21 protein-coding genes are annotated in these 25,761 nt (G+C 65.2%); 10 read left to right on the top strand and 11 right to left on the bottom strand.

The window, feature by feature from the left end:
• Nucleotides 1-4: 4 nt before the first annotated feature.
• Nucleotides 5-559 carry a cytochrome c family protein gene (locus tag NLM25_RS05585; protein ID WP_254136346.1) on the bottom strand — a complete coding sequence of 185 codons (555 nt, stop codon included), beginning with the start codon at nucleotides 557-559 and terminating at the stop codon, nucleotides 5-7.
• 220 nt (nucleotides 560-779) lie between these two features.
• Between NLM25_RS05585 and NLM25_RS05580 the strand changes: the two genes are divergently transcribed.
• On the top strand, nucleotides 780-1,520 hold the full coding sequence (locus NLM25_RS05580) for a 3-deoxy-manno-octulosonate cytidylyltransferase (RefSeq protein WP_254115956.1): 741 nt from the start codon (nucleotides 780-782) through the stop codon (nucleotides 1,518-1,520).
• 21 nt (nucleotides 1,521-1,541) lie between these two features.
• Entirely contained in the window at nucleotides 1,542-2,402 is an 861-nt protein-coding gene (locus tag NLM25_RS05575; protein WP_254115955.1) for a prephenate dehydratase, read from the top strand.
• A gap of 191 nt (nucleotides 2,403-2,593) precedes the next feature.
• On the opposite strand, the gene NLM25_RS05570 is transcribed toward NLM25_RS05575, so the two are convergent.
• Nucleotides 2,594-3,613 carry an LLM class flavin-dependent oxidoreductase gene (locus NLM25_RS05570; RefSeq protein ID WP_254136345.1) on the bottom strand — a complete coding sequence of 340 codons (1,020 nt, stop codon included), beginning with the start codon at nucleotides 3,611-3,613 and terminating at the stop codon, nucleotides 2,594-2,596.
• Nucleotides 3,614-4,009: 396 nt separating this feature from the next.
• On the opposite strand from NLM25_RS05570, the gene metF reads away from it, so the two are divergent.
• The 4 genes from metF to NLM25_RS05555 all read left to right on the top strand — a co-directional run bounded on the left by metF (nucleotide 4,010) and on the right by NLM25_RS05555 (nucleotide 10,347).
• The gene (gene metF, locus NLM25_RS05565) at nucleotides 4,010-4,936 is read left to right on the top strand and encodes a methylenetetrahydrofolate reductase [NAD(P)H] (RefSeq protein WP_254136344.1); all 927 of its coding nucleotides are present in this window, start codon (nucleotides 4,010-4,012) and stop codon (nucleotides 4,934-4,936) included.
• A 7-nt stretch (nucleotides 4,937-4,943) separates the two neighbouring features.
• Nucleotides 4,944-8,801, top strand: coding sequence for a methionine synthase (metH, locus tag NLM25_RS05560; protein ID WP_254136343.1), 3,858 nt, complete (start codon nucleotides 4,944-4,946; stop codon nucleotides 8,799-8,801).
• A gap of 665 nt (nucleotides 8,802-9,466) precedes the next feature.
• The gene (locus NLM25_RS43865; RefSeq protein WP_256570666.1) at nucleotides 9,467-9,598 is read left to right on the top strand and encodes a hypothetical protein; all 132 of its coding nucleotides are present in this window, start codon (nucleotides 9,467-9,469) and stop codon (nucleotides 9,596-9,598) included.
• A gap of 56 nt (nucleotides 9,599-9,654) precedes the next feature.
• Nucleotides 9,655-10,347, top strand: a complete 693-nt coding sequence (locus tag NLM25_RS05555; RefSeq protein WP_254141115.1) for a hypothetical protein — start codon at nucleotides 9,655-9,657, stop codon at nucleotides 10,345-10,347.
• A gap of 86 nt (nucleotides 10,348-10,433) precedes the next feature.
• On the opposite strand, the gene NLM25_RS05550 is transcribed toward NLM25_RS05555, so the two are convergent.
• From NLM25_RS05550 to NLM25_RS05510, 9 genes are all read right to left on the bottom strand, one after another.
• Complete coding sequence (locus NLM25_RS05550) at nucleotides 10,434-11,063, bottom strand: glutathione S-transferase family protein (protein WP_254141114.1); 630 nt, start codon at nucleotides 11,061-11,063, stop codon at nucleotides 10,434-10,436.
• A gap of 144 nt (nucleotides 11,064-11,207) precedes the next feature.
• Nucleotides 11,208-11,801 (bottom strand): GNAT family N-acetyltransferase, encoded by a 594-nt coding sequence (locus NLM25_RS05545; RefSeq protein ID WP_254136342.1) that lies wholly within the window; start codon nucleotides 11,799-11,801, stop codon nucleotides 11,208-11,210.
• Between the two features lie 207 nt (nucleotides 11,802-12,008).
• Nucleotides 12,009-13,514, bottom strand: a complete 1,506-nt coding sequence (gene glpK, locus NLM25_RS05540) for a glycerol kinase GlpK (protein ID WP_254115950.1) — start codon at nucleotides 13,512-13,514, stop codon at nucleotides 12,009-12,011.
• A gap of 260 nt (nucleotides 13,515-13,774) precedes the next feature.
• Nucleotides 13,775-14,548: an SDR family NAD(P)-dependent oxidoreductase gene (locus tag NLM25_RS05535; protein WP_254136341.1), complete on the bottom strand. Its 774-nt coding sequence runs from the start codon at nucleotides 14,546-14,548 to the stop codon at nucleotides 13,775-13,777.
• Nucleotides 14,549-14,706: 158 nt separating this feature from the next.
• On the bottom strand, nucleotides 14,707-15,849 hold the full coding sequence (gene pimD / locus NLM25_RS05530; protein WP_254115948.1) for a pimeloyl-CoA dehydrogenase small subunit: 1,143 nt from the start codon (nucleotides 15,847-15,849) through the stop codon (nucleotides 14,707-14,709).
• A gap of 136 nt (nucleotides 15,850-15,985) precedes the next feature.
• Entirely contained in the window at nucleotides 15,986-17,176 is a 1,191-nt protein-coding gene (gene pimC, locus NLM25_RS05525) for a pimeloyl-CoA dehydrogenase large subunit (protein ID WP_254115947.1), read from the bottom strand.
• A 16-nt stretch (nucleotides 17,177-17,192) separates the two neighbouring features.
• Nucleotides 17,193-18,380 carry an acetyl-CoA C-acyltransferase gene (locus tag NLM25_RS05520; protein ID WP_254115946.1) on the bottom strand — a complete coding sequence of 396 codons (1,188 nt, stop codon included), beginning with the start codon at nucleotides 18,378-18,380 and terminating at the stop codon, nucleotides 17,193-17,195.
• Nucleotides 18,377-20,053, bottom strand: coding sequence for a dicarboxylate--CoA ligase PimA (gene pimA / locus NLM25_RS05515; RefSeq protein WP_254136340.1), 1,677 nt, complete (start codon nucleotides 20,051-20,053; stop codon nucleotides 18,377-18,379). Before pimA ends, NLM25_RS05520 begins: the two co-directional genes overlap by 4 nt.
• Before the next feature lie 147 nt (nucleotides 20,054-20,200).
• A complete protein-coding gene (locus tag NLM25_RS05510; RefSeq protein ID WP_254136339.1) occupies nucleotides 20,201-22,297 on the bottom strand; it encodes a 3-hydroxyacyl-CoA dehydrogenase NAD-binding domain-containing protein in 2,097 nt (698 codons plus the stop codon).
• A 130-nt stretch (nucleotides 22,298-22,427) separates the two neighbouring features.
• Here NLM25_RS05510 and NLM25_RS05505 point away from each other — a divergent pair, with 130 nt between their 5' ends.
• From NLM25_RS05505 to NLM25_RS05490, 4 genes are all read left to right on the top strand, one after another.
• Entirely contained in the window at nucleotides 22,428-23,294 is an 867-nt protein-coding gene (locus NLM25_RS05505) for an IclR family transcriptional regulator (RefSeq protein WP_254124148.1), read from the top strand.
• A 66-nt stretch (nucleotides 23,295-23,360) separates the two neighbouring features.
• Nucleotides 23,361-24,158, top strand: a complete 798-nt coding sequence (locus NLM25_RS05500; RefSeq protein ID WP_254136338.1) for an ABC transporter ATP-binding protein — start codon at nucleotides 23,361-23,363, stop codon at nucleotides 24,156-24,158.
• Complete coding sequence (locus NLM25_RS05495) at nucleotides 24,155-24,868, top strand: ABC transporter ATP-binding protein (protein ID WP_014498266.1); 714 nt, start codon at nucleotides 24,155-24,157, stop codon at nucleotides 24,866-24,868. Before NLM25_RS05500 ends, NLM25_RS05495 begins: the two co-directional genes overlap by 4 nt.
• A 12-nt stretch (nucleotides 24,869-24,880) precedes the next feature.
• Nucleotides 24,881-25,759, top strand: a complete 879-nt coding sequence (locus NLM25_RS05490; protein ID WP_254115942.1) for a branched-chain amino acid ABC transporter permease — start codon at nucleotides 24,881-24,883, stop codon at nucleotides 25,757-25,759.
• The last annotated feature ends 2 nt before the right edge of the window (nucleotides 25,760-25,761 follow it).

The raw sequence follows: 25,761 nt of genomic DNA, 5'->3' as shown, positions 1-25,761 counted from the left end.
GCGCTTATTTCGACGCCGTCGGCAGCGGTTGCGGATGCTCCGACAGCGAATTCAGATAGGCAATGACGTCGGCGCGCTCGGAATCCTTCGGAATGCCGGCGAAGCCCATCGCGGTGCCCGGGATGAAGCCCTTCGGGTTGGCGATGAACTTGTTGAGATCGTCGAACGTCCAGGTGCCGCCCTTGGCCTTCATCGCGGCCGAGAAGTTGAAGCCGCCACGGCCCTCGCCCCTGGCCTCGCCGACGACGCCATAGAGGTTCGGACCGACGCGATTCGGGCCGCCCTTCTCGAAGGTGTGGCAGGCGCCGCACTTCTTGGCGGCGGCAGCGCCCTTTTCGACGGAAGCAGTCTGGAGCAGCTTTTCGATCGGCTCGGCGGCAGCAGCGGCAGCGCCGCCTTCCTTGCCGTGTCCGGCGTCTTCCTTCACGGCGATCTCGAAGCCCGGCTTTTCCGGCATCTTCGGCGAGAACAGCGCCTGGGCGGCGAAGCTCGTCACCAGCAGGATGAGACAGGTGCCGAGCACGGCCCCGAGAATCTTATTGAGTTCGAAAGAGTCCATTTCCGGCCAGGCCCCACACCGCAGTAAGGAAATAGCGGCCGGGCGGCCGCCAGGACGAGCCTCGGGAGAATCAAAACGTTCCTTATTGTTTCCCCGAGTTTTGCCATTGAGATATCGGTTTGCCCGGGGTCTGGCAACCCGTATAAGCGACCCGGCTTTCAGCCCGTCCCCACCCCATTTCTCGACGCGGAAAACGTACCCTTTCCAGGCCCTTGACCCGATGATCGATCCCCGCATCCTGGTGCTGATCCCGGCCCGCATGGCCGCCACCCGCCTGCCCGGCAAGCCGCTCGCCGACATCGCGGGCCTGCCGATGATCGTGCATGTGATGCGCCGCGCCGAGGCCGCCGGCATCGGCCGGGTCGCGGTGGCCACCGACACTTCCGAGATCGCCTCGGTCGTGACCGCCCATGGCGGCGAGGCCGTGATGACCCGCCCCGAGCACCCCTCGGGCTCCGACCGCATCCACGAGGCGATGCAGAAGCTCGATCCCGCCGGCAAGGCCGAAATCGTGGTCAACCTCCAGGGCGATTTCCCGACCATCACGATCGACAACATCCGCGAGGTGCTGCCGCCGCTGCAAGACCCGGCCGTGGACATCGCCACGCTGGCCTCGCAGATCCATACCGAGGAGGAGGATCTCGCGCCGAGCGTCGTGAAGGCGATCGGAACCTCGCTCGGCGGCAGGCGGATGCGCGCCCTTTATTTCACCCGCGCGACCGCGCCGACCGGCGACGGACCGCGCTACCACCATATCGGCCTCTACGCCTATCGCCGCGCCGCGCTGGAGCGTTACGTCTCACTGCCGCCCTCGCCGCTGGAGCTGCAGGAGAAGCTCGAGCAGCTCCGGGCGCTGGAGGCCGGGATGCGGATCGACTTCACCATCGTCGATACCGTGCCCCGCGGGGTCGACACGCCGGCGGATCTCGAGACCGCGCGCAGCATCCTTTCCAAATCCTGAGCCGCTGCTACAAGGCCGATCATGAGCAAGATGAAAATCGCATTCCAGGGCGAGCCTGGGGCCAATTCCCACATCGCCATCGTCGAGGCCTATCCCGACGCCGAGCCGATGCCCTGCGCGACCTTCGAGGACGCGCTGTCGGCGATCTCGTCGGGCGAGGCCGATCTCGGCATGATCCCGATCGAGAATTCGGTCGCGGGCCGCGTCGCCGACATCCATCACCTGCTGCCGGCCTCCGGCCTGTTCATCATCGGCGAATGGTTTTTGCCGGTCCGGCATCAGCTGATGGCGGTGAAGGGGACCAAGCTCGAAGACATCAAGAGCGTCGAGAGTCACGTGCACGCGCTCGGCCAGTGCCGCCGCATCATCCGCAAGCTCGGCATCAAGCCGATCGTGCACGCCGATACCGCCGGCAGCGCCCGCGATATTTCCGAGCGCAACGACAAATCGGTCGCCGCGATCGCCTCGCGCCTCGCCGCAAAGATCTACGGCCTCGACATCCTCGCCGAGGACATCGAGGACGAGGCCCACAACACCACCCGCTTCGTGGTGCTGGCGCGCGAGCCGAAATGGGCCGCGCAGGGCTCGGGCCCCCTGGTCACGACTTTTGTGTTCCGGGTGCGCAACCTGCCCGCCGCGCTCTACAAGGCGCTGGGCGGCTTTGCCACCAACGGCGTCAACATGACCAAGCTCGAGAGCTACATGGTCGACGGCAATTTCTTCGCCACGCAGTTTTATGCCGACGTCGACGGCCATCCCGATGACAGGGGCCTGGCGTTTGCCATCGAGGAGCTGAAATTCTTCTCGCGCGAATTCCGCATCGTCGGCGTCTATCCGGGCCACCCGTTCCGCGCGACGTTCAGCGAGACGCAGCAGGATTGATCCTTCACCCTCCCCTGGAGGGGTCCGCGACGAGCGTAGCTCGCGCGTGGTCGGCTCACATTGAGCGCAGCGAAAATGTGAGACGGGGTGGGGTGACAGTCTCTCCACCGAAACGGTGCCCGTGTGGAGAGATCACCTCACCCCGCTCGCGCTGCGCGCGATCGACCCTCCCCCTCCAGGGGAGGGCTAAGCTACGCGGCCGCGCTCTTCGTGAGCCCGAACGCATCCGCCAGCAGCGAATACGACCTCTTCCGCGCCTCGTGATCGTACACGGCCGTGATCACCATCAACTCGTCCGGCTTGCTCGCATCAATCAGCGGCTGAAGCTTCTTCTGCACGGTCGCCGGGCTGCCGACGAACAGGCGCGAGCGGTTGCGCAGGATCGAGGTGCGTTCGGAGTCCGTATAGGGGTGGGCCAGCGCCTCCTCGACGCTCGGCAGCGGCAGATATTGGCCGCGGTCGCGGCGCAGGCGGTTGAGGTCGAACGACGTCGCGAGCCTTTCAGCCTCTTCATCGGTGTCGGCGGTAATGACGGCAACGGCAAGGATCGCGTGCGGGCTGGCGCTCCAGGCCGAGGGCTGGAAACGGTTGCGGTAATGCACCATCGCGTCGATCGCATCGTGAGACGCGAAATGATGCGCGAAGGCGAAACCCATGCCGACTTGGGCTGCCAGCTCCGAGGAATAGTCGCTCGAGCCGAGCAGCCAGATCGGCGGCAGTTTTGTGTCGTCAGGCATCGCGACGACGTTGTGGTAGGGGTGGCCCGCGGGGAATTCGCGGGTCTCCCACAGGATCAGTTCGTGCAACCGCTCCAGGAAGTCGTCGCCCTCGCGGCGATCGAGCCGGCTGCGCAGCGCATAGGCTGTGGCGCCGTCGGTGCCGGGAGCGCGGCCGAGCCCGAGATCGATGCGGCCGGGAAACAGCGCCTCCAGCATCTTGAAGCGCTCGGCGACGACCAGCGGCGCGTGATTGGGCAGCATCACCCCGCCGGAGCCGACGCGGATGTGCTTCGTCACCGCCGCGATCTGCCCGATCATCACGTCGGGTGCGGGGCTCGCCACCGAGGCGAGGTTGTGATGCTCGGCGAGCCAGTAGCGGACATAGCCAAGTCCGTCGACATGGCGCGCCAGCTCGATGCTGTTGCGCAGCGCCGCGGCGGGTTTCGTGCCTGTGGTGACGACGGAGAGGTCGAGGACTGAGAGCGGGATCATGGCGCGCTAAATTAGTTGCGGGCGGCGCCGCGGCAATGGGCAGACTGCGCAGGTCTGGCGTGCGGGCCGCGAGGCCGCGCAGCAAGCCACTTTGGACGGTGGGACGATGACACCATCGGCAACACCATATTCATACTGCCCACTCAACTAAATCGACTTCATACCGCCGCCTTATCATCTTAATTTACTGATTTATATGAATTATTACTAAGGCGACGCACTTCCCACTCACTTCCTGATTTGTGTAAAAACTCGCCATCTACCGGCAAAAGTGGGCCACTTCCCATACCCGATGGGCTGTCGAGTGCAATCGCTTTGGCTTATCATAGCCACATCCAATCGAGACCTGACCGCCGGCCGCCAAAAACCTGTCGAGCCCCTGGAGTGAGTGGTGCCATGACCGATCTGACGACGCCTGCCCAAGCCGCGGGGCAAAACGGGCACCTCTCCTCGAAGCGGCCTGCGATCTCCTTCGAGTTCTTTCCGCCCAAGACCGAAGATATGGAGCGCAATCTCTGGGAGACCATCAACCGGCTCGCCCCGCTCGACCCGAAATTCGTGTCCGTGACCTATGGCGCCGGCGGCTCGACCCGTGAACGCACCCATTCGACCATCGCCCGCATCCTCAAGGAAACCGCGCTGCTGCCGGCCGCGCACCTGACCTGCGTCGGCGCCTCGCGCGGCGAGATCGACGAGATCGTCGACCGCTATCACGAGGTCGGCGTCCGCCACATCGTCGGCCTGCGCGGCGACCCGGCCGGCGGCATCGGCACGCCCTACTCCAGCCATCCCGACGGCTACCAGAGCTCCGCCGACCTCGTCGCGGGCATCAAGAAGCGGCACGCCGATATCGAAGTGTCGGTGTCCGCCTATCCCGAGAAGCACCCCGAGGCCCGCGACTTCGACGACGACATCGACACGCTGAAGGCCAAGGTCGACGCCGGCGCGACGCGCGCGATCACCCAGGTATTCTTCGATAACGACCTCTATTTCCGCTACCTCGACCGCGTCCGCGCGCGCGGCATCGACATCCCGATCGTGCCGGGCATCATGCCGATGCACAATTTCAAGCAGGCCCGCAATTTCGTCACCCGCGCCGGCACCACCGTGCCGGACTGGTTCGCCGCGAAGTTCGACGGCCTCGATGAAGATGCCGAGACCCGCAAGCTGGTGGCCGCGACCGTTGCGGCCGGCCAGGTGCAGAAGCTGGCCAAGCACGGCGTCGACACCTTCCATTTCTACACCATGAACCGCGCCGATCTCGTGTTCGCGATCAGCCATTTGCTCGGCATTCGCGCCAAGAGCGCGCAGAAGGCGGCGTAAGAAGACGATGACCGTATCCACCTCTCCCAAGCGAACTGCCCTGCTCAACGCCGCGCGTGAGCGCATTCTCGTGCTCGACGGCGCCATGGGCACGATGATCCAGAACCTCCAGTTCGACGAGGCCGCCTTCCGCGGCGAGCGCTTCAAGGACTTCCATCGCGACCTGCGCGGCAACAACGATCTCTTGATCCTGACCCAGCCGCAGGCGATCGAGGACATCCACGCCGCCTACCTGCGCGCCGGCGCCGACATCGTCGCCACCAACACCTTCTCCACGACGTCGATCGCGCAGGCCGATTACGACCTCACCGACATCGTCTACGAGATGGCGCGCGAAGGCGCGCGCCTTGCCGGCAACGCCGCGCGGCGCGTCGAAGCCGAGGACGGCAAGCCGCGCTTCGTTGCGGGTGCCATTGGACCTACCAACCGCACCGCCTCGATCTCGCCCGACGTGTCCAATCCCGGCTACCGCGCCGTCACGTTCGACGATTTGCGCAAATCCTATGGCGAGCAGATCAACGGCATGCTCGACGGCGGCGTCGACCTGCTGCTGGTCGAGACCATCTTTGATACGCTGAACGCCAAGGCGGCGCTCTATGCGATCGCGGAGATCACGGAAGAGCGCGGCATCGACGTGCCCGTGATGGTCTCGGGCACCATCACCGACAAATCCGGCCGCCTGCTCTCCGGCCAGATGCCGGAAGCGTTCTGGAATTCGGTGCGGCACGCAAAGCCCGTCACCATCGGATTCAACTGCGCGCTCGGCGCCGAAGATCTGCGCGCCCATATCGCCGACATCGGCCGCGTCGCCGATACGCTGGTCTGCGCCTATCCGAACGCCGGCCTGCCCAACGAATTCGGCCAGTACGACGAGACGCCGGAATACATGGCGCGTCTCGTCGGCGAGTTCGCGCGCGATGGCTTGGTCAACATCGTCGGCGGCTGCTGCGGCACCACGCCGGACCACATCGCGGCGATCGCCGCCGCCGTCGCCCCGCACAAGCCGCGCATCGTGCCCGAGATCGCACCACGCTTACGCCTCTCCGGCCTCGAGCCGTTCGTGCTCACCGACGCGATCCCGTTCGTCAATGTCGGCGAGCGCACCAACGTCACAGGCTCTGCCCGCTTCCGCAAGCTGATCACCGCCGGCGACTACACCGCCGCGCTGCAGGTCGCGCGCGACCAGGTCGAGAACGGTGCGCAGATCATCGACGTCAACATGGACGAGGGCCTGCTCGATTCCGAAGCGGCGATGGTGACCTTCCTCAACCTCGTCGCCGCCGAGCCCGACATCGCCCGCGTGCCTGTCATGGTCGATTCCTCGAAATTCTCGGTGATCGAGGCCGGCCTGAAATGCGTGCAGGGCAAGCCCGTCGTCAACTCGATCTCGATGAAGGAAGGCGAGGACAAGTTCATCCACGAGGCGAAGATCGCCCGGCGCCATGGCGCGGCCGTGGTGGTGATGGCGTTCGACGAGGTCGGCCAGGCCGATACGTTCGCGCGCAAGACCGAGATCTGCAAGCGCGCCTACGACATCCTCGTGAACCGCGTCGGCTTCCCGCCGGAAGACATCATCTTCGATCCGAACATCTTCGCGATCGCGACCGGCATCGAGGAGCACAACAATTACGGCGTCGACTTCATCGAGGCGACGCGCTGGATCCGCCAGAACCTGCCCGGCGCGCACATCTCGGGCGGCGTCTCCAATCTGTCGTTCTCGTTCCGCGGCAACGAGCCGGTGCGCGAGGCCATGCACTCGGTGTTCCTGTATCACGCCATCAAGGCCGGCATGGACATGGGCATCGTCAATGCCGGGCAGATGATCGTCTATGATGACATCGATGCCGAGCTGCGCCAGGTGTGCGAGGACGTCGTCCTCAATCGCGATCCCGGCGCGTCCGAGCGCTTGCTGGCACTCGCGGAAAAATTCCGCGGCAACAAGACCCAGACCAAGGAAGCCGACCTCGCCTGGCGCGAATGGCCGGTGGCGAAGCGGCTGTCGCACTCGCTGGTCCACGGCATCACCGAATTCATCGAGCAGGACACCGAGGAAGCCCGCAAGGCCTCGTCGCGCCCGCTCGACGTGATCGAGGGACCGCTGATGGCCGGCATGAACGTGGTCGGCGACCTCTTCGGCGACGGCAAGATGTTCCTGCCGCAGGTGGTGAAGTCCGCCCGCGTGATGAAGCAGGCGGTCGCGTGGCTGATGCCGTTCATGGAAGAGGAAAAGGCGCGCAACCTCGCCAACGGCATCGGCACCGAAGGCTCCTCGTCCGCCGGCAAGATCGTGCTCGCGACCGTGAAGGGCGACGTCCACGACATCGGCAAGAACATCGTCGGCATCGTGCTCCAGTGCAACAATTTCGAGGTCATCGATCTCGGCGTGATGGTGCCGGCCGCAAAAATCGTCGAGACGGTGAAGGCGGAGAAGGCCGACATCGTCGGGCTGTCAGGCCTGATCACGCCCTCGCTCGACGAAATGGCGTTCTTCGCCGGCGAATTGCAACGCGAAGGCTTGAAGCTGCCGCTGCTGATCGGCGGCGCCACCACGAGCCGCGTGCATACGGCGGTCAAGATCGACCCCAGCTATCGCGCCGGTCCCGTGGTCCACGTCAACGACGCCAGCCGCGCCGTCGGCGTTGCCTCCTCGCTGCTGTCGCCCGAGAAGCGCGAAGCCTATGCCGCCGAAGTGCGCGCCGAATACGCCAAGATCTCGGACGCGCATCTGCGCGCCCAAGCGGACAAGAAGCGCCTGAAGCTGTCGGACGCCCGCGCCAACCGCGTACCGGTCGACTTCGCCGCAAACAGGCCGGTGAAGCCGACCTTCCTCGGCACCCGCAGCTTCGACGACTACGACCTGGCTGAGCTCGTGCCCTACATCGACTGGACGCCGTTCTTCCAGACCTGGGAGCTCGCCGGGCGCTTCCCCGCCATCCTCGACGACGCCAAGGTCGGCGAGGTCGCGCGCTCGCTCTACGACGATGCGCGCAAGATGCTCGACACCATCGTGAAGGAAAAATGGTTCCGGGCGCGCGCGACGGTCGGCTTCTGGCCGGCGAACGCGCAAGGCGACGACGTCGTGCTCTATGCCGACGAGAGCCGCACGAAGCAGATTGCGACGTTGCACACGCTGCGCCAGCAACTCGAGAAGCGCGAGGGCCGTTTCAACGCTGCGCTATCCGACTTCGTCGCGCCTGTCGGTGCCGGCGTGCCCGATTATGTCGGCGGCTTCGTCGTCACGGCCGGGATCGGCGAGGATGTGGTCGCCGACCGCTTCAAGATGGCCAATGACGACTACTCCTCGATCCTGTGCAAGGCGCTGGCCGACCGCCTCGCCGAAGCCTTCGCCGAACGCATGCATGCCCGCGTGCGCCGCGAGTTCTGGGCCTACGCGCCGGACGAGGCGCTGTCCAACGAGGAGATGATCCTCGAAAAGTACCAGGGCATCCGCCCGGCGCCCGGCTATCCCGCGCAGCCCGATCACACCGAGAAGGCGACGCTGTTCGAGCTGCTCGATGCCGAGGCGACCGCCGGCGTGAAGCTGACCGAGAGCTTTGCGATGTGGCCGGGCTCGTCGGTGTCCGGGCTCTATTTCGCGAACCCCGAGAGCTATTATTTCGGCGTCGGCAAGATCGAGCGCGACCAGGTCGAGGACTATGCCGCGCGCAAGGGCATGACGGTGGCGGAAGCCGAGCGCTGGCTCGCGCCGATCCTGAACTACATCCCGTCGCGCGACGGTACCGACAAGGCCTTTGCGGCAACGCCCGCGAATGACGAGACGTCAAAGGATCTCGCCTCGCATCCGCCGGGCTGCACCTGCGCCGTGCATCTCGTCTGGCAGAAGAAGCGCGCGGGGGCGGGATAGGTCCGCCTTCGCTCCAAAAACAAAAAGCTGAAAAACAACCCCATGCACAGTAGCGATGGGGTTGAAAGGCTTGAGGAATTTCTGACTTCCCGAAGCGACTTGCTCCGTCGGGCAAAACACCTGTAACATTCCATCATCGCCCACCGCGCCAGTTTCGCTCCGGCGGATGCGGTGCCGCACGGTCCCCATCCTCCCTGGAGGACTCTCCAGGGTGAGCAATCGCATTTGCAGCCTGTTTCTGTGGCCATCCTTCGAGACGCCCGCCTTTGGCGGGCCCTCAGGATGAGGACGGAGTGCGCGGCAGCAATTTCCACACGCAAAGATCCCGCCTAGCCTCATCCTGAGGAGACCGCAAAGCGGTCGTCTCGAAGGACGAGGCGCTCGCTCAGGCTCCCGCCATGAAGTCACATGCCCTTCAGGGTTAGTAAGAGGCCTCATCCCTTCGGCAGAGCCAGCGGCTGCACGATCGCCTTGAACGCAGCGAAGCGCGAGTTGCTCCGTTCGCAGCACGCATGCGTGGAGCGCACGGGTCGTTGCTCGTCTCGCCGGCCTTTTATCGAACGGGAACCCAGCGGTGTGAACTCGTTCACTTGTCCGCTCAACCTTGATTCGATAATCTATCGACCTGCTACCTTCAAACCGATGGTTTGCTTGGGATCGAGCATATGAAGCAGTTCATTGCACTGTTCGTCGCCGCGATCGCCCTTGTTGTCCTGCCCACGATTGCCGCGGCCGACTGTCCGAAAGGCTACGTGCCATGCGGCGAGCGAAACCAGTTGTGCTGTCCGCGAAAGTAGGAAGCCGCAAATGGTTCTGGCTTGGTAGCGGCGTATTTGTCGCGATAGGCCTGGTGATGATTGCGGCCTGGGCCGGGTTTCCGCGCAAGAAGCAGACGATCACAGCCATCCTCTCCGAGACCGGATATTTCGAGGTGGTGCCGCCGAGCACGTTCGGCGGTCCCGGCACGATCAACACGATCGAATATCTCAGCAATGGCCGGCTGGAGCTGCATCCGACATGCGAAGTCGACCCCGCGCTCCTGACCGGCAAGATTCAGAAATCCCGGACCATGGACCGGGACTTGAAGCAGTCGCTCGAGAAGAATCTCGACGTATCCGCCCAGATCAGGGACAAGCTCTCCGCCGTCGCCGGGATGGAGCAGGTCGATTCGATTCACCTCAAGCTCGAGAACGCCAACATTCTGCTGATTTCCGACGAATTGCTGATCTCGACCCGGAATGCATTGCTGAAGGCCGACTGCGAGGACGCGGTCACCCAGAACATTTCGAGCGGCAGCCTCGTGTGCCAGACGCGGTCCGTGCTCGAGGCCGATGTCGTCTACGAGATCAAATATCACAACAAGATTTCGATGGAGGAGCGGGCCAAGCTGACATCCGAGATCGCAGCAAAGCTCGAGCTGGAGGCACACGAAGGATCGGACGACAAGGTGTCCGGCTCCCAATTGTTCTTCGGGATAAGGCTGTCGCCGAATCCGATCGTGCTGAAGACCGCGGCGGGCGAGATCAAACCCTGTTCGCGGAAATAACATCGGGTTGTAGCCCGCATGGAGCGGAGCAGAATGCGGGGACGCTGCTCCGGATTTCGCTGCGCTCCATCCGGGCTACGCCACCTTCACCCCTTCGGCGGCGCCAGCGGCTGCACGATCTCCTGAAACGGCGCGAGGGCCTCGCAGCGCTCGGCATGCGCTGACAGCGCCGGATAGCGCGCCGCGTCGAACAATTGCGGATGCGCTTCGCGGGTGAAGCGGACGACGCAGGCAACCGCGACGTCGGCATGGCCGATGCGGTCGCCAAGCCAGTACGGCGTCGTCACCTTCGCGCGCTCGGCCTCCAGCACGCCGAGCACGTCGAGAATCTGCGCCTGGCAGCGCTCGACCCACAGCGCAAGCTGCTCCTTCCGCAGCACGCGCTCATAGAGCAGGCTGACCGCCTTGTCGCCGAGACCGCAGGCAAGCGCGCAGATGCGCAAGTGCTTGCGCCGCTCGGCACCGGCCTGCGGCAGCATGGCCTTGTCCGGCCCGACGCGTTCGTCGAGATAGTCCAGGACGATCGTGCTCTCGATCAGCGCCTCGCCGTCGTCGAGCACCAGCGTCGGCACGCGCCGCAGCGGATTGTACGGCGCGATCCTGTCGGCATCACCGAAGGTCGACCACGGCCGATGCTCGAAGGCGAGGCCGTAAAGCCGCAGCGCAATCGCGACGCGACGGACGAAGGGGGAGTCGTATTGGCCGATCAGGAACATGGTTTTCACGCTTCTCGTTCGTTGGCTACGGCTGCGCCGCCCAGTTCATCGCCAATGCGCGCCGGCCGCAACAAACTTCTTGGAAGGAGAGCATTGCGCTCGCCCCGGATTTCGCCGCGCTCCTCCGGGCTACGGCCCAGCGCATTACTCAATGATCGGCACATGCTTCGCCGCATCGCGCGGCGCCGTTCCGTCGAGGCGCGGGTCGTCGGCGATCTCGATCTGGCGGCGGAAGGGGCGGAAGCCGGAGCGCTGGTAGAACGCGACGGCGGACGGGTGGTCGAAGGTGCAGGTGTGCACCCAGACGCGGCGGAGGTCGCGTGACCACGCGATCTCAAGTGCCCGGTTCATCAGGAAGCGGGCGGCGCCGCGTCCGATCAAGGGCGCGGTGACGCCGAAATAGACCAGCTCGCACTGGGCGGCCTCGCGGAAATCCAGCTCCAGCAGGCCTTCGTCGCGGCCGTCCACCATCAGCGCGTAGACTTCGATCCCCGGTGCGTGAATGACCGCGGTAAGCTGCGCGTCGTTCATGCGCGCCCGCGAAAACCACAGCCACTCCTCGCCGACGCGGCGGAAGAGATCGCGGTACCAGGCGATCGCGGGGGCGTCGACTTTACGCAAGGTCCACGCACCTGGTGGATCGTCGCGGCGCGCAGGGCGTGCGGTCATCTCGAGATGGGTGACGACGGCGGCGATCTTGCCGTCGGGCACATCGGAGTAACCGTCGGGGAGGATCATTCTTTGCCCGTTTTATTGTGCGTCATGTTGAAGTTCGAAGAGCGACGGCGATGCCCCCACGCCGTCATTGCGAGCGCAGCGAAGCAATCCAGACTCTTTCCGCGGAGGCAGACTGGATTGCTTCGCTGCGCTCGCAATGACGGTGGAGGCAGATGTGTAGCCCGGATGGAGCCAAGCTCCATCCAGGCTACGAAATTTACTCGGCCGCTACCCCTCCCCCTCGTCGCTCGCCAGCACGCCCTTCACCGCCCGCGCCCATCCCGCGAGCTTTCGCTCGCGCGTCGCCTGGCTCATGTTCGGCTTGAAGCGGTGCTCGAGGCGCCAGTTGTCGGCGAATTTCGTCGGCTCGGGATAGACGCCCGCCTGGAGGCCGGCGAGATAGGCGGCGCCCAGTGCCGTGGTCTCCTGGATCACGGGGCGATCGACCGGCGCGTCGAGGAGGTCTGCGAGGCGCTGCATGGTCCAGTCGGATGCGGTCATGCCACCGTCGACGCGCAGCACGACGCTGGCGGTTTCCGAGCTCGGCCAGTCGGCGCGCATCGCCGCCCAGAGATCGAAGGTCTGGTAGCACACGCTCTCCAGCGCGGCGTGCGCGAGCTCGGCCGGGCCGGTGTTGCGGGTGAGGCCGAACAGCGCGCCGCGCACGCGCGGATTCCAGTAGGGCGCGCCCATGCCGACGAAAGCCGGCACCAGATAGACGCTCTGCATGGAATCGGATTGATCGGCGAGCGGGCCGGTCTCGGCCGCGTGCTTGATGATGCCGAGGCCGTCGCGCAGCCACTGCACCGCACTGCCTGCGACGAAGATCGAGCCTTCGAGCGCGTAGGTGCGTTTGCCGTCGAGCTGATAGGCGACGGTGGTGAGCAGCTTGTTCTTCGACACCACGGGCGTGGTGCCGGTGTTGAGCAGCGCGAAGCAGCCGGTGCCGTAGGTGGACTTCATCATGCCCGGGCGGAAGCAGGCCTGGCCGATGGTCGCGGCCTGCTGGTCGCCGGCGATGCCGGAGATAGCGATGGCGCCGCCGAACAGGTCGGGCGTGCTCTCGCCGAAGCGGGCCGAGGAATCCTTCACCTCGGGCAGCATCGAGCGCGGCACGCCGATGATCTCCAGGAGCTCGTCGTCCCACTGGCCGGTGTGGATGTTGAACAGCAGCGTGCGCGAGGCGTTGGTGGCATCGGTGGCGTGCACCTTGCCGCCGGTGAGGCGCCAGAGCAGGTAACAGTCGATGGTGCCGAACATCAATTCGCCGCGCGCGGCGCGCGCCCGCGCACCGGGGACGTGATCGAGGATCCATGCGACCTTGGTGCCGGAGAAATAGGGATCGATGATCAGGCCGGTCTTTTGCGAGATCAGGGGCTCGCGGCCGTCGGCCTTGAGTTTGGCGCAGACGTCGGCGGTGCGCCGGTCCTGCCAGACGATGGCGCGGTGCACGGCCTGGCCCGTGGCACGGTCCCACACCACGGTGGTCTCGCGCTGATTGGTGATGCCGATCGCGGCGATGTCCTTGGCGCCGATGCCGGCCTGCTCGATCGCCTCGCGGCAGACCATCACGGTCGAGGTCCAGATGTCCTCCGGCTCGTGCTCCACCCAGCCCGAGGCCGGAAAATGCTGCGGAAATTCCTGCTGCGCGCGGGCGGCGATCGAGATGTCGCTGCGAAAGACGATGGCGCGCGAGGAGGTGGTGCCCTGGTCGATGGCGAGGACGAAAGACATGGAAGCTTACCTTGGCGTTTTCCCGTGAGGGATCATTGTGTCGCGCCAAAGGGAGCGGATTGGAGGCGGAAGGTCAATATCCTTGAGCGCGCCTCACGCTCAGTCGTCGTCCCTGCGAAAGCAGGGACCCAGAACCCCAAGGAGAAGTTGGAGACCGAGTTGGTCACCACGAGTCTTCGCCAAACCACTCCCTGTGGTTATGGGTCCCGGATCTGCGCTTCGCTTGTCCGGGACGACGAGCCGAGAGATCTCGCAGTAACTTACACCGCCGCCGTCGTCACGCCGCCGTCGATCACGATGGTCTGGCCGGTCATGAAGCTCGAGGCGTCGGAGGCGAGATAGGCGACGGCGCCGGCGATTTCGTCGGGTTCGCCGATGCGGCGGAGCGGCGTGGTGGCGGTGCGGCGCTTCAGCATAGCTTCGTCTTCCCACAGCGCGCGCGCGAAGTCGGTCTTGACGAGGCCGGGCGCGATGCAGTTGACGCGGACGCCTTTCGGGCCCCACTCGCCGGCGAGCGAGCGGCACAGCGCGAAATCGGCGGCTTTCGAGATGCCGTAGGCGCCGATCACGGTCGAGCCGCGCAGGCCCCCGATCGAGGAGATGATGACGACGGAGCCGTTGCCGCGCTCGGCCATTTGCGGGATCGCCAGCGCGGACAGCCAGATGTTGCTCTTGACGTTGCTGCCCATGATCTTGTCGAAGGCCTCGTCCGTGATGTCGAGCAGCGGGCCGTAATACGGATTGACGGCCGCATTGCAGACGAGGATGTCGATCTTGCCGTAATGCTTGATGGTGCCCGAGATCAGCGCCTCGACCTCGGCCTTGCGCGCGATGTTGCAGGGAATGACGGTGGCATCGCCGCCCGATGCATTGATGCCGTCGGCCACCTCCTTGCAGGCGTCGGCCTTGCGCGAGGACACCACGACCTTGGCCCCGAGCTTTGCGAGCAGCTCTGCGGAGGAGCGGCCGATGCCGCGGCTGGAGCCGGTGACCACGGCGACCTTGCCGGTGAGATCGAACGGGGTGTTTTTCATTGTTGTTGCTCCGCTGATGCCGCTTGTCGGTGTCATCGCCCGCGAAGGCGGGCGATCCAGTACGCCGCGGCTGAAGTTGCGTGAACGAACTGCCGCCGCGGCGTACTGGATGCCCCGGTCAAGCCGGGGCATGACAGTTTTCGTGTGGTTAGATCGGCTCAGATCAACCCGCCGCCATCCGCGACGCGGCGCTGGTGGTAGTCGGTGTCGCCGAACGAGTTCTCGATCATGGTGAGGCGCTTGAAGTAGTGGCCGATCTTGGCCTCCATGGTCATGCCGATGCCGCCGTGAAGCTGGATCGCCTGCTGTCCCACGAACTTCAGGGACTTGCCGATCTGCACCTTGGCCGCGGCGATCGCGTTGGAACGCTCCTTGGCGTCCTCGAAATCACCGGCCATGGTCGCGAACATCGACATCGAGCGGGCCTGCTCCGCGGCGACGAACATGTCGGAGGCACGGTGCTGCAACGACTGGAACGAGCCGATCGCCACGCCGAACTGCTTTCGGGTCTTGATGTACTCGACTGTGGTCTTGAGCGACTCGTCCATCAGCCCGACCGCTTCGGCGCAGAGCGCGACGCGGGCTTCGTCCACGACGCGCTCGATCAGCGCAAGCGAGTCGTCGGGATTGCCGATCGCCGCATCGCTGCCAACTTCGACGCCGGTGAAGGTGATGTCGGCGGCGTGCAGGCCGTCCTGGGTCGGGTACGACTTCTTGGTCACGCCCTTGGCATTCGCCGGCACCAGGAACACGCCGATGCCCGTCTTGTCGCGACGGTCACCCTTGGTGCGGGCGGTGACGACAAGCGTCTGCGCGTTCTCGCCGTTGAGCACGACGAACTTCTCGCCGTCGATCACCCAGCCGTCGCCCTTCTTCTTCGCGGTCGTGGAGACGTCGAAGAGATCGTAGCGCGAGTTCTTCTCGAGCTGGGCGAATGCCAGCGTCTTGCTGCCGTCGATGATCCCGGGCACGTGCGCGGCCTTCTGTGCATCGCTGCCCGCATGGCGCAGGAAGCCGCCGCCGATCACGACCGTCGCCAGATACGGCTCGAGCACCAGCGCCTTGCCGAGCGCTTCCATCACGATCATGGTCTCGACACCGCCGCCGCCGAAGCCGCCATCGGCCTCCGCGAAGGGCAGACCGAGCAGGCCCTGCTCGGCGAGCTTGCCCCAGACAGCCTGGCTCCAGCCGCCCTTCTCCTTCATGTACTTCTTGCGGCTCTCGAAATCGTAGGAATCGGTCAGCAGGCCGTCGATGCTGTCCTTGAGAAGCCGCTGCTCCTCGTTCAGATCAAAATCCATTTCTTTGGTTCCTCGTACCCGGACTTATTTGGCTTCGTCATTCCGGGGCACGCGCGATAGCGCGTGAACCCGGAATCCAGAGGTTGTGGCGCGAGATTCCGGGTTCGCGCTTCGCGCGCCCCGGAATGACAGTCGTCTAGAGCCCCAGCACCGCCTTGGCGATGATGTTGCGCTGGATCTCGTTGGAGCCGCCGTAGATCGAGACCTTGCGGTTGTTGAAGTAGCTCGGCGCGATCTGGGCGGTCCACTCCATGGCTTCGTTGGAGCCGTCGTCGCCGTGCACGTCGTAGGGCGCGGCGAACGGGCCGATCACTTCCATCAGCAGCTCGGTGGTGGTCTGCTGGATCTCCGAGCCCTTGATCTTCAGCACGGACGAGGCCGGATTGGGCTTGCCCTTGCCGTGCTTGCCCTCGTCGGCGACGACGCGCAGCTGCGTCAGCTCGAGCGCCTTCAGCTCGATCTCGCAGGCCGCCAGCTTCTCGCGGAAGGCTGCGTCCTGGATGATCGGCTTGCCGCCGGATTCGACCTTGGAGGCGAGATCGCGGATGCGGCGCAGCCGCTCCTTGGAGACGCCGACCCGCGCGATGCCGGTACGCTCATTGCCGAGCAGGAATTTTGCGTAATCCCAGCCCTTGTTCTCCTCGCCGATCAGGTTCTCGTAGGGCACCTCGACGTCGTCGAAGAAGACTTCGTTGACCTCGACGCCGCCGTCGATGGTCTGGATCGGGCGCACGGTGACGCCCTTCGACTTCATCGAGAAGACGATGAAGGAGATGCCCATCTGCTTCTTGGCGGTCGCGTCGGTGCGGCAGAGGCAGAAGATCATGTCGGCGTGCTGGGCCAGCGTGGTCCAGGTCTTCTGGCCGTTGATGATCCACTTGTCGCCCTTGCGCTCGGCCTTGGTCTTCAGCGAAGCGAGGTCGGAGCCGGAGCCGGGCTCGGAGAAGCCCTGGCACCACCAGTCGTCGACATTGGCGATGCGCGGCAGATACTGCTTCTTCTGCTCTTCGTTGCCGAAGGTGTAGATGACGGGGCCGACCATGCTGACGCCGAAGGCGAGCGGCTGCGGCGCCGGATAGGACTGCAGCTCCTCGTTGAAGATGTAATGCTGCACGGAGGTCCAGCCGGTGCCGCCATATTGCTTGGGCCAATGGCTGACGCCCCAGCCCTTCTTGTTGAGGATGCGCCACCACGTCACCATCTCGTCCTTCGAGAGATGACGGCCCTCGACCAGCTTGCGCCGCGTATCCGGCGGCACGTTGTCGCGGAAGAACGATCGCACTTCCTCGCGAAACGCCTGCTCTTCTTTCGTGAATGCGAGATCCATCGGATCCTCCTGTGAATTACTGCAAAATCTCAAACAACCCGGCAGCGCCCATGCCGCCGCCGACGCACATGGTGACGACCGCATACTTGGCCTTGCGGCGGCGGCCTTCGATCAGCGCGTGACCAGTGAGGCGCGCCCCCGACATGCCGTAGGGGTGGCCGACCGAGATCGCGCCGCCGTCGACGTTGATCTTCTCGGGATCGATGCCGAGCTTGTCGCGGCAATACAGCACCTGCACCGCGAAGGCTTCGTTGAGCTCCCAGAGCCCGATGTCGTCGACGGTGAGACCGTGGCGCTTGAGCAGGCGCGGCACGGCGAAGACCGGACCGATGCCCATCTCGTCCGGCTCACAGCCGGCCGAGACGAAGCCGCGGAAGATGCCGAGCGGCTTGAGGCCGCGCTTTGAGGCTTCCTTGTCGCTCATGATCACCGAGGCGCTGGCGCCGTCGGAAAGCTGGCTGGCGTTGCCGGCGGTGATCGAAAAGCCCTCGCCGCGGACGGGCTTGAGGCCGGCGAGGCCTTCTGCGGTGGTCTCGGGGCGCGGGCCTTCGTCCTGCGACAGCGTAACCTCCTTCATCGACACGGCGCCGGTCGCCTTGTCGGTGACCGCCATCTGCGTCGTGATCGGCGCGAGCTCGTCCTTGAACTTGCCGCCCTGCTGGGCCGCTGCGGTGCGGCGCTGGCTCTCCAGGGAATATTCGTCCTGCTTCTCGCGCGAGATGCCGTAGCGCTTGGCGACGACTTCGGCGGTGTCGATCATGGGCATGTAGACCTCGCCCTTGATCTTCAGCAGCGCCGGATCCTGGGCGTGGAAGCCGTTCATCTTGTCGTTCTGCACGAGCGAGATCGACTCGCCGCCGCCGCCGACCGCGATCTCGACGCCATCGAAGATCACCGAGCGCGCGGCGAGCGCGATCGCCTGCAGGCCCGAGGCACACTGCCGGTCGATGGTGGTGCCGGCGACGGTGACGGGGAGGCCGGCACGGAGCAGCGCCTTGCGCGCGATGTTGCCGCCGGTCGCGCCCTGCTGGAGCGCTGCGCCCATCACGACGTCCTCGACCTCCTTCGGGTCGACCTTGGCGCGCGCGACGGCCTCCCCGATGGCGTGGCCGAGCAAGGTTGCGCCCTCGGTGGCGTTGAGCATGCCGCGATAGGCCTTGCCGATCGGCGTGCGGGCGGTGGAAACGATGACGGCGTCGGTCAAGAGCGACCTCCTGGTTGCGTGGATTGTGATGGTTTCTGCTGCCGGCGCAACTCGTGGCGCGACAGCTTTCCGACCGGCGTGCGCGGCAGGTCGTCGACGAACTCGACCTCGGCCGGCAGCTCGTGCTTGCCGACCTTGCCGGCGAGCTGCGCGCGCAGCTCGTCGAGCGAGAACGGCTTCGCATCCGGCTTCAGCTTGATGAAGGCTTTTGCGGCCTCACCCCGATACTGGTCGGGAATGCCGAGCACGATCACCTCGTGCACGCCGGGTATGGTGTAGATCGCCTGCTCGATCATCTGCGGATAGACGTTGAAGCCGCCGGAGATGATCATGTCCTTCTTGCGGTCGACCAGGAAGAAGTAGCCGTCGGTGTCGACATAGCCGATGTCGCCGGTAAGGAAGCGGCCTTCGGAAAATGACTCCGCGGATTCCTTCGGCTTGTTCCAGTAGCCCTGGGTGACGTTCGGGCCCTTGATGCGGATCTCGCCGACTTCGCCCGGCGGCAGCACCTTTGCGGGATCGTCCAGCGAGACGACGTCGAGCTCGATGCCGGGCAGCATGAGGCCGATCGACCCGGGCTTGTCCGGTCCTGTCGGCGGATGGCCGGTGCCGGGCGAGCAGGTCTCGGTCATGCCCCAGCCGCTGCGCAGCTTCTTGCCGACCTTGCGCTCGAAGAAGCTCGCGACCTCCACCGGCAGCGGCGCCCCGCCGGAGCCGATGGCGCTGAGCGAGGAGAAGTCGCGCTTGTCCAGATCAGGGAGCGCGGCGATCGCGATCCACATCGTCGGCACGCCCGGGAAGTAGGTCGCGCGCCTGATTTCGATGTCGCGCATCACGGCCTCGACGTCGAAACGCTGATGCAGCGAGATCAGATTGCCGCGGCTGAGCGAGGACAGCAGCACGACGGTGAGCGCATAGATGTGGAACAGCGGCAGCACGCAGATCACGCGCTCGACGACGTCGCCGCGCGCCGCGCGCGTCGGCTTGCCCCAGACGTCGTAGATCGACACCGCGGAGGTGAGGTTGCCGTGGGTGAGCATCGCGCCCTTGGGCAGGCCCGTGGTGCCGCCGGTATATTGCAGCAGCGCGACGTCGTCGGCCGTCACGGACGGCCACTGCGCAGGCGCGGTGGCACCCTCGACGAACGTCTTGAAGGTGACGATGCGGGGATCATCGGGGATCTGTGCCTGCGGCGTGCCGACCTTGCCCCAATTGTCGTCCTCGCAGACGACGAGGCGGTCGATCAGTCCCTTTTCCAGGAATTTCAGCGCGGTCGGCAGCAGTGCCTGGAGGTTCGAGGTGACGAGCAGGCGCGAGCCGGAATCCGAGACCTTGTGCGTCAGCGCGATCTCGCCGTCGAGCGGCGAGAGATGCGCGACGCGGCTGCCTGCCTTCAGCGCGCCGAAGAAATTGACGGGATGGTCCGGCGTGTTGCCGAGGAACAGCGCGACGGAATTGTTCTTGCCGCAGCCGGCGCGCAGAAAGGCCGCAGCCGCGCGATCGGCCATCCCGGCGAGCTCGGTGTAGCTGATCGGCCGATCGCGGAATTCCAGCGCGGTGCGCGGGCCGAACTCGGCGGCGGCTGTCGACAACAGGTCAGGCAGCGAGCCTTGGACGATGGTGTCGTCCCAACGCACGCCCTCGGGATAAAACTGTTCGCCGGGATGGGTCATTGCTTCCTTAAACCGCAGACCGTCATTCCGGGGCGATGCGACGGGATCGCGAAGCGCGACGCCGGAGCATCGAACCCGGAATCTCGAGATTCCGGGTTCGCCCTACGGGCGCCCCGGAATGACTGAGAGTTGGAGCACAAAGCTCCCTCACGCCGCCTTCGACGCCGCGGCCAGCGAGGCGAACGTTTTGCCCTCCGCCGCGAGCTTCTTCAGCAGCGGCGCGGGCTCGAGGCTCGGGTCGTTGGTCTCCTTGGCGTAGAAGGAAAGGCGATCGGCGATGTGCTTGAGGCCGACGGTGTCGGCCCAGAACATCGGGCCGCCGCGATAGACCGGCCAGCCGTAGCCGTAGAGCCAGACCACGTCGATGTCGGACGGACGCGCCGCGACGCCCTCTTCGAGGATCTTCGCGCCCTCGTTGATCATCGGGTACATCATGCGCTCGAGGATCTCCTCGTCGCTGACGACGCGCTTCTTGCGGCCGAGACGGAGCAGCGTCTCGTCGATCAGCTTTTCGACCTCCGGATCGGGCAGCGCCGAGCGCGAGCCCGCTTCATACTTGTAGTAGCCCTTGCCGGTCTTCTGGCCGAAACGGCCGGCTTCGCAGAGCGCGTCCGCGATCTCCGACTTGATGCCGCGGTCCTTGCGCGAGCGCCAGCCGATGTCGAGGCCGGCGAGATCGCCCATCGCGAACGGCCCCATCGGCATGCCGAACTTGGTCACGACGGCATCGACCTGCTGCGGCAGAGCGCCTTCGAACAGCAGCTTTTCCGACTGCTTGCCGCGCTGCGCCAGCATGCGATTGCCGACAAAGCCGTCGCAGACGCCGACCACGGTCGGCACTTTCGCGATCCTGCGCGCGATGGTCACGGCGGTGACCAGCGCATCCGGCGCGGTCTTGTCGGCGCGCACGATCTCGCACAGCTTCATGACGTTGGCCGGCGAGAAGAAGTGCATGCCGAGCACGTCCTGCGGACGCTTGGTCGATTTCGCGATCTCGTCGATGTTCAGGTACGAGGTGTTGGAGGCGAGCACCGCGCCGGGCTTGACGTACTGGTCGAGCTTGCCGAACACTTCCTTCTTCACCGCCATGGTCTCGAACACGGCTTCGATGACGAGGTCGGCATCGCCGACATTCTCGATGCCGACGACGCCGTTGATCAGCGCCATGCGCTTGGCGGGCGCGTCCGCCGGGATGCCGCCGCGGGCGGCGGTCGCTTCCCAGTTCTTCTGCATGATGCCCATGCCGCGCTTGAGCTGCTCCTCGCCGGTCTCGATCAGGGTGACGGGAACGCCGGCATTGGCAAAGGACATCGCGATGCCGCCGCCCATGGTGCCGGCACCGAGGATGGCGACGCGGTTCACGGGCCGCGACTTGGTGCCGTCAGGGACGCCCGCGATCTTGCTGGCCTCGCGCTCGGCGAAGAAGGCATAGCGCTGCGCCTTGGACTGGTCGCTGGCGACGAGCTTGAGGAAGCCCTCGCGCTCCTTCTTCAGCCCTTCGTCGAACGGCAGGTCGATGGCATAGCCGACGGCGTCGGCCGCCGCGAACGGCGCTTCCAGGCCGCGCGCCTTCTTGGTCATAGCGGCGACCGCATTGGTGAAGATCGAGCGATCGGCCTTGGCCGCCGCGATCTTGGAATCGTCGTCGCGCAGGCGCCGCAGCGGACGCTTCTCGGCGATCAATTTGCGCACGAAGGCTTCAGCGCCGGAGGCCGGGCCCTCGACGATCTCCTCGATCAGGCCGTGCTTGAGCGCATCCGCGGCACCGATCGGATCGCCGCCGACGATCATCTTGACGGCGAGCTCGGGGCCCACCGCGCGCGGCAGGCGCTGGGTGCCGCCGGCGCCCGGCAGCAGGCCCAGCTTCACCTCGGGCAGGCCGAGCTTGGCTTCCTTCACGGCGACGCGGAAATGACAGGCCAGCGCGACCTCGAGGCCGCCGCCGAGCGCGGTGCCGTGGATCGCGGCAACGACCGGCTTCGGCGAGTTCTCGATCTCGGCGAGCACGTCGTTGAGGGCGGGCGGCTTCGGCGGCTTGCCGAATTCGGTGATGTCGGCACCGGCGATGAAGGTGCGGCCGGCGCAGGTCAGCACGATGCCCTTGATCGCGGGATCGGCAATCGCGGCCTTGATGCACTCCAGAATGCCACCGCGCACTGCGGCACTCAGCGCATTGACCGGAGGGCTGTTCACCGTGACGATCCCGACTTCGTCATGACGCTCAAGCTTGACCACTTCGCTCACGGTTTCCCTCCTTGGTGGGGATTTACTTTTGTTCGATTTCGCGGTGCGGAATTTAATTCCGCATCTTGACGGCAGGGTTATTTTGAAGCACGGACGTTGTCAACGACTCCGCGCAAGAAGCAGATCAGGGATGAAGCGTACAGGAAAGAAGACAGCGACCGATCGGAATTTCGTCGTCGCGCTTTCCCGCGGACTAGATGTATTGCGCGCATTCCACCCCAACGACGGCCTTCTTGGCAATCAGGAGATCGCGGCGCGCACCAATCTGCCCAAACCGACCGTTTCGCGGCTGACCTACACGTTGACGAAGCTCGGTTATCTGACGCCGGTTCCCCGTTTCGAGAAATACCAGCTCGCGCCGGCGGCGATGGCGCTCGGCTACGCGGCGCTGGCCAATCTCGGCGTTCGGCATTTGTCCGAACCGTTCCGCGAGGAAATGATGCGCGCGACCGGAGGCGCCGTCGCAATCGGCGGCCGCGACCGCCACAGCATGATCTATTTCGGGCAAAGCCGTGGCAGCGAGACGGTCGGCGTTCAACTTGACGTCGGCTCCCGCGTCCCGATTGCAACCAGCGCGATGGGCCGCGCCTATTTCTGGGCGCTCGACGACGAGGGCCGCGCTGAAGTGTCCCGCATCCTGCGCGAACATTACGGCAGCCGCTGGCCGAAGATGCGCGATGGCCTCGAACGTTCCGGCGAGACCGTCGCGAAATACGGTTTCGCGATGTCGGTCGGCGACTGGCACGACGACATCGGCGCTGCCGGCGTCGCGCTCAAGCTCAACGACGGAACCGGACCTTACGCATTCAATTGCGGCGCGCCCGCATTCCGCTTCACGGAAGAGCGTTTGATCAACGACATTGGACCGCGTCTGCTTGCGATGGTAAGGAACATCGAAGCGGCACTCGGGGGACTGATGCCGCAATCCAAAAAAGAAGTCAGCAAAAAGCTGAAATCAGGAGGGAAACTTGCTCGTGTGGCCGAGGGGTTCAGATAGCCTTTGTCATCACCGGGAGCGGTTCGCATCGCCCCTTCGCCCACTGAAGTGCGTGGGCGAGACGAGATGACGCAGGCACAGCTCGCGCAGGGGACATCGCCCCTGCTCGCGGTTCGCGACGTCAGCGTCGTGTTCGGCGGCATCATTGCGCTCAACGGCGTGTCCTTTGACATGCACAAGGGCGCCATCCTCGGATTGATCGGCCCCAACGGCGCCGGCAAGACCACGCTCTTCAACTGTCTCTCCCGGCTCTATCAGCCCTCGTCGGGCGACATCCTGATGGAAGGCGTGAGCATCCTGTCGCGGCCTCCGCACCGGATCGCCGAGATCGGCATCGGCCGCACCTTCCAGAACGTGGCGCTGTTTCCGAACCTGTCGGTGATGGACAACGTCCGCGTCGGCGCTCATTCGAAGACCTCCAGCGACATCATCAGCGACTCGCTTCGGCTCGCCTGGGTCCGGCGCAGCGAGACTGACGTCAACAAGAAGGTCCACGAGATCCTCGCCTATCTCAAGCTCGAGGACGTCGCCCACACCGTCGTGTCCGGCCTGCCCTTCGGCACGCAGAAGCGCGTCGAGCTGGCGCGTGCGCTCGCGGCCGACCCCAAGATCCTGCTGCTCGACGAGCCCGCCGGCGGCCTCAACCACGAGGAAGTCTATGTGCTCGGCGACCTCATCCGCAAAATTCGTGACGAACGCCACATGACCGTGCTGCTGGTCGAGCACCACATGGGTCTCGTGATGTCGATTGCCGACCACGTCGTCGCGCTGAATTTCGGCAAGAAGCTCGCGGAAGGCACGCCCGCCCAGGTGCAGGCAGACCCCGACGTCATCAAGGCCTATCTCGGGAGCAAGGACCAATGACGACGCTGCTCAACGTCAAGGACCTGCGCGCCTATTACGGCCAGGTCCAGGCGCTCCACGGCCTGTCCTTCTCGCTCAACGAAGGATCGCTGACGACGCTGCTCGGCGCCAATGGCGCCGGCAAGACCACCACCTTGCGCGCGATCTGCAACATGGTGCGTTCCACCGGTGCGATCGAGTTCGAGGGCAAGCCGCTCAGCAATCGCTCCACCGAGAGCATCGTGCGGTTCGGCATCGCCCATGTGCCGCAGGGCCGCGGCACCTTCACCACCATGACGGTCGAGGAGAACCTCCAGCTGGGGGCCATCACCCGCAAGGATAGCGCCGGCATCGTTTCCGACATCGAGCGCATGTACGCGCATTTCCCGGTGCTGAAGCAGCGCCACACCCAGCAGGCCGGCACGCTCTCGGGCGGCGAGCAGCAGATGCTCGCGGTCGCCCGCGCGCTGATGCTGCGGCCGCGCCTGATGCTGCTCGACGAACCGTCCTTCGGCCTCGCGCCACTCGTCGTGCGGGACCTGTTCGGCATCCTCGGCAAGATCAATCGCGAGGACAAGGTGTCGATCCTGGTGGTGGAGCAGAACGCCCAGCTCGCGCTCGAGCTCGCCGACCAGGCCTATGTGATCGAGACCGGACGCATCGTGATGTCGGGTAATGCCAAGGACATCGCGAACAACGAAGAAATCCGCAAATCCTATCTGGGTTACTGAGGAGCCGGCACGATGGAGCTGTTCACCAACCAAGTGCTGGCCGGCATCGCCACGGGCGCGATCTACGCCTGCATGGCGCTGGCCGTGGTCATGATCTACCAGGCGATCGACCATCTCAACTTCGCGCAGGGCGAGATGGCGATGTTCTCGACCTTCATCTCCTGGCAGCTGATGCAGTGGGGCGTGCCCTATTGGGCCGCCTTCGTCATCACGCTGGCGTTCTCCTTCGTAGCCGGCATCGCGATCGAGCGCATTCTGTTCAAGCCGCTGGCGAAAGCGCCGGTGCTGACCAACGTCGCCGGCTTCATCGCACTGTTCGCGATCATCAACTCCTCGGCCGGCCTGATCTGGGACTTTACCATCAAGCAGTATCCGACCCCGTTCGGCTCCGCGCCGTTCCTGGGCAGCCAGCTGATCTCGACCCACCAGGCCGGCATGATCGGCGTCACGGTGCTGCTGCTGCTCGGCCTCTACTTCTTCTTCCAGTACACGCGCATCGGCCTTGCGATGCGCGCGGCCGCCTCCGTGCCTGAATCGGCGCGGCTGGTCGGCATCAACACGTCCTGGATGATCGCGCTCGGCTGGGGCATGGCGACCGCGATCGGCGCGATCGCCGGCATGCTGATCGCTCCGGTCGTGTTCCTCGAGCCCAACATGATGGGCGGCGTGCTGATCTACGGCTTTGCCGCCGCGGTGCTCGGCGGCCTGACCAGCCCGTTCGGCGCCGTGGTCGGCGGCTTCCTGGTCGGCATCTTCGAGAACCTCGCCGGCACCTACATCCCCGGCGTCGGTAACGAGCTGAAACTTCCGATCGCGCTCGCGCTGATCATCTCCGTCCTGGTCGTCAAACCCGCTGGCCTGTTCGGCCGGCACATCGTCAAGCGAGTTTGATC

Origin of the sequence: Bradyrhizobium sp. CCGB01 (assembly GCF_024199795.1) — a bacterium.
Lineage (GTDB): Bacteria > Pseudomonadota > Alphaproteobacteria > Rhizobiales > Xanthobacteraceae > Bradyrhizobium.
The sequence above is the reverse complement of the archived record's forward strand: the minus strand, read 5'-3'. Positions and strand labels throughout refer to the sequence as shown.

What these genes read in the sequence shown, in the direction of transcription:
- NLM25_RS05580 (WP_254115956.1), top strand. Translation starts at nt 780, where the DNA reads ATGATCGATCCCCGCATCCTGGTGCTGATCCCGGCCCGCATGGCCGCC.
- NLM25_RS05550 (WP_254141114.1), bottom strand. Translation starts at nt 11,063, where the DNA reads ATGTTCCTGATCGGCCAATACGACTCCCCCTTCGTCCGTCGCGTCGCG.
- NLM25_RS05500 (WP_254136338.1), top strand. Translation starts at nt 23,361, where the DNA reads ATGACGCAGGCACAGCTCGCGCAGGGGACATCGCCCCTGCTCGCGGTT.
- NLM25_RS05505 (WP_254124148.1), top strand. Translation starts at nt 22,428, where the DNA reads ATGAAGCGTACAGGAAAGAAGACAGCGACCGATCGGAATTTCGTCGTC.
- glpK (WP_254115950.1), bottom strand. Translation starts at nt 13,514, where the DNA reads ATGTCTTTCGTCCTCGCCATCGACCAGGGCACCACCTCCTCGCGCGCC.
- NLM25_RS05535 (WP_254136341.1), bottom strand. Translation starts at nt 14,548, where the DNA reads ATGAAAAACACCCCGTTCGATCTCACCGGCAAGGTCGCCGTGGTCACC.
- NLM25_RS05585 (WP_254136346.1), bottom strand. Translation starts at nt 559, where the DNA reads ATGGACTCTTTCGAACTCAATAAGATTCTCGGGGCCGTGCTCGGCACC.
- NLM25_RS05545 (WP_254136342.1), bottom strand. Translation starts at nt 11,801, where the DNA reads ATGATCCTCCCCGACGGTTACTCCGATGTGCCCGACGGCAAGATCGCC.
- metH (WP_254136343.1), top strand. Translation starts at nt 4,944, where the DNA reads ATGACCGTATCCACCTCTCCCAAGCGAACTGCCCTGCTCAACGCCGCG.
- NLM25_RS05570 (WP_254136345.1), bottom strand. Translation starts at nt 3,613, where the DNA reads ATGATCCCGCTCTCAGTCCTCGACCTCTCCGTCGTCACCACAGGCACG.
- metF (WP_254136344.1), top strand. Translation starts at nt 4,010, where the DNA reads ATGACCGATCTGACGACGCCTGCCCAAGCCGCGGGGCAAAACGGGCAC.
- NLM25_RS05490 (WP_254115942.1), top strand. Translation starts at nt 24,881, where the DNA reads ATGGAGCTGTTCACCAACCAAGTGCTGGCCGGCATCGCCACGGGCGCG.
- NLM25_RS05575 (WP_254115955.1), top strand. Translation starts at nt 1,542, where the DNA reads ATGAGCAAGATGAAAATCGCATTCCAGGGCGAGCCTGGGGCCAATTCC.
- pimC (WP_254115947.1), bottom strand. Translation starts at nt 17,176, where the DNA reads ATGGATCTCGCATTCACGAAAGAAGAGCAGGCGTTTCGCGAGGAAGTG.
- pimA (WP_254136340.1), bottom strand. Translation starts at nt 20,053, where the DNA reads ATGACCCATCCCGGCGAACAGTTTTATCCCGAGGGCGTGCGTTGGGAC.
- NLM25_RS43865 (WP_256570666.1), top strand. Translation starts at nt 9,467, where the DNA reads ATGAAGCAGTTCATTGCACTGTTCGTCGCCGCGATCGCCCTTGTTGTC.
- pimD (WP_254115948.1), bottom strand. Translation starts at nt 15,849, where the DNA reads ATGGATTTTGATCTGAACGAGGAGCAGCGGCTTCTCAAGGACAGCATC.
- NLM25_RS05555 (WP_254141115.1), top strand. Translation starts at nt 9,655, where the DNA reads ATGATTGCGGCCTGGGCCGGGTTTCCGCGCAAGAAGCAGACGATCACA.
- NLM25_RS05495 (WP_014498266.1), top strand. Translation starts at nt 24,155, where the DNA reads ATGACGACGCTGCTCAACGTCAAGGACCTGCGCGCCTATTACGGCCAG.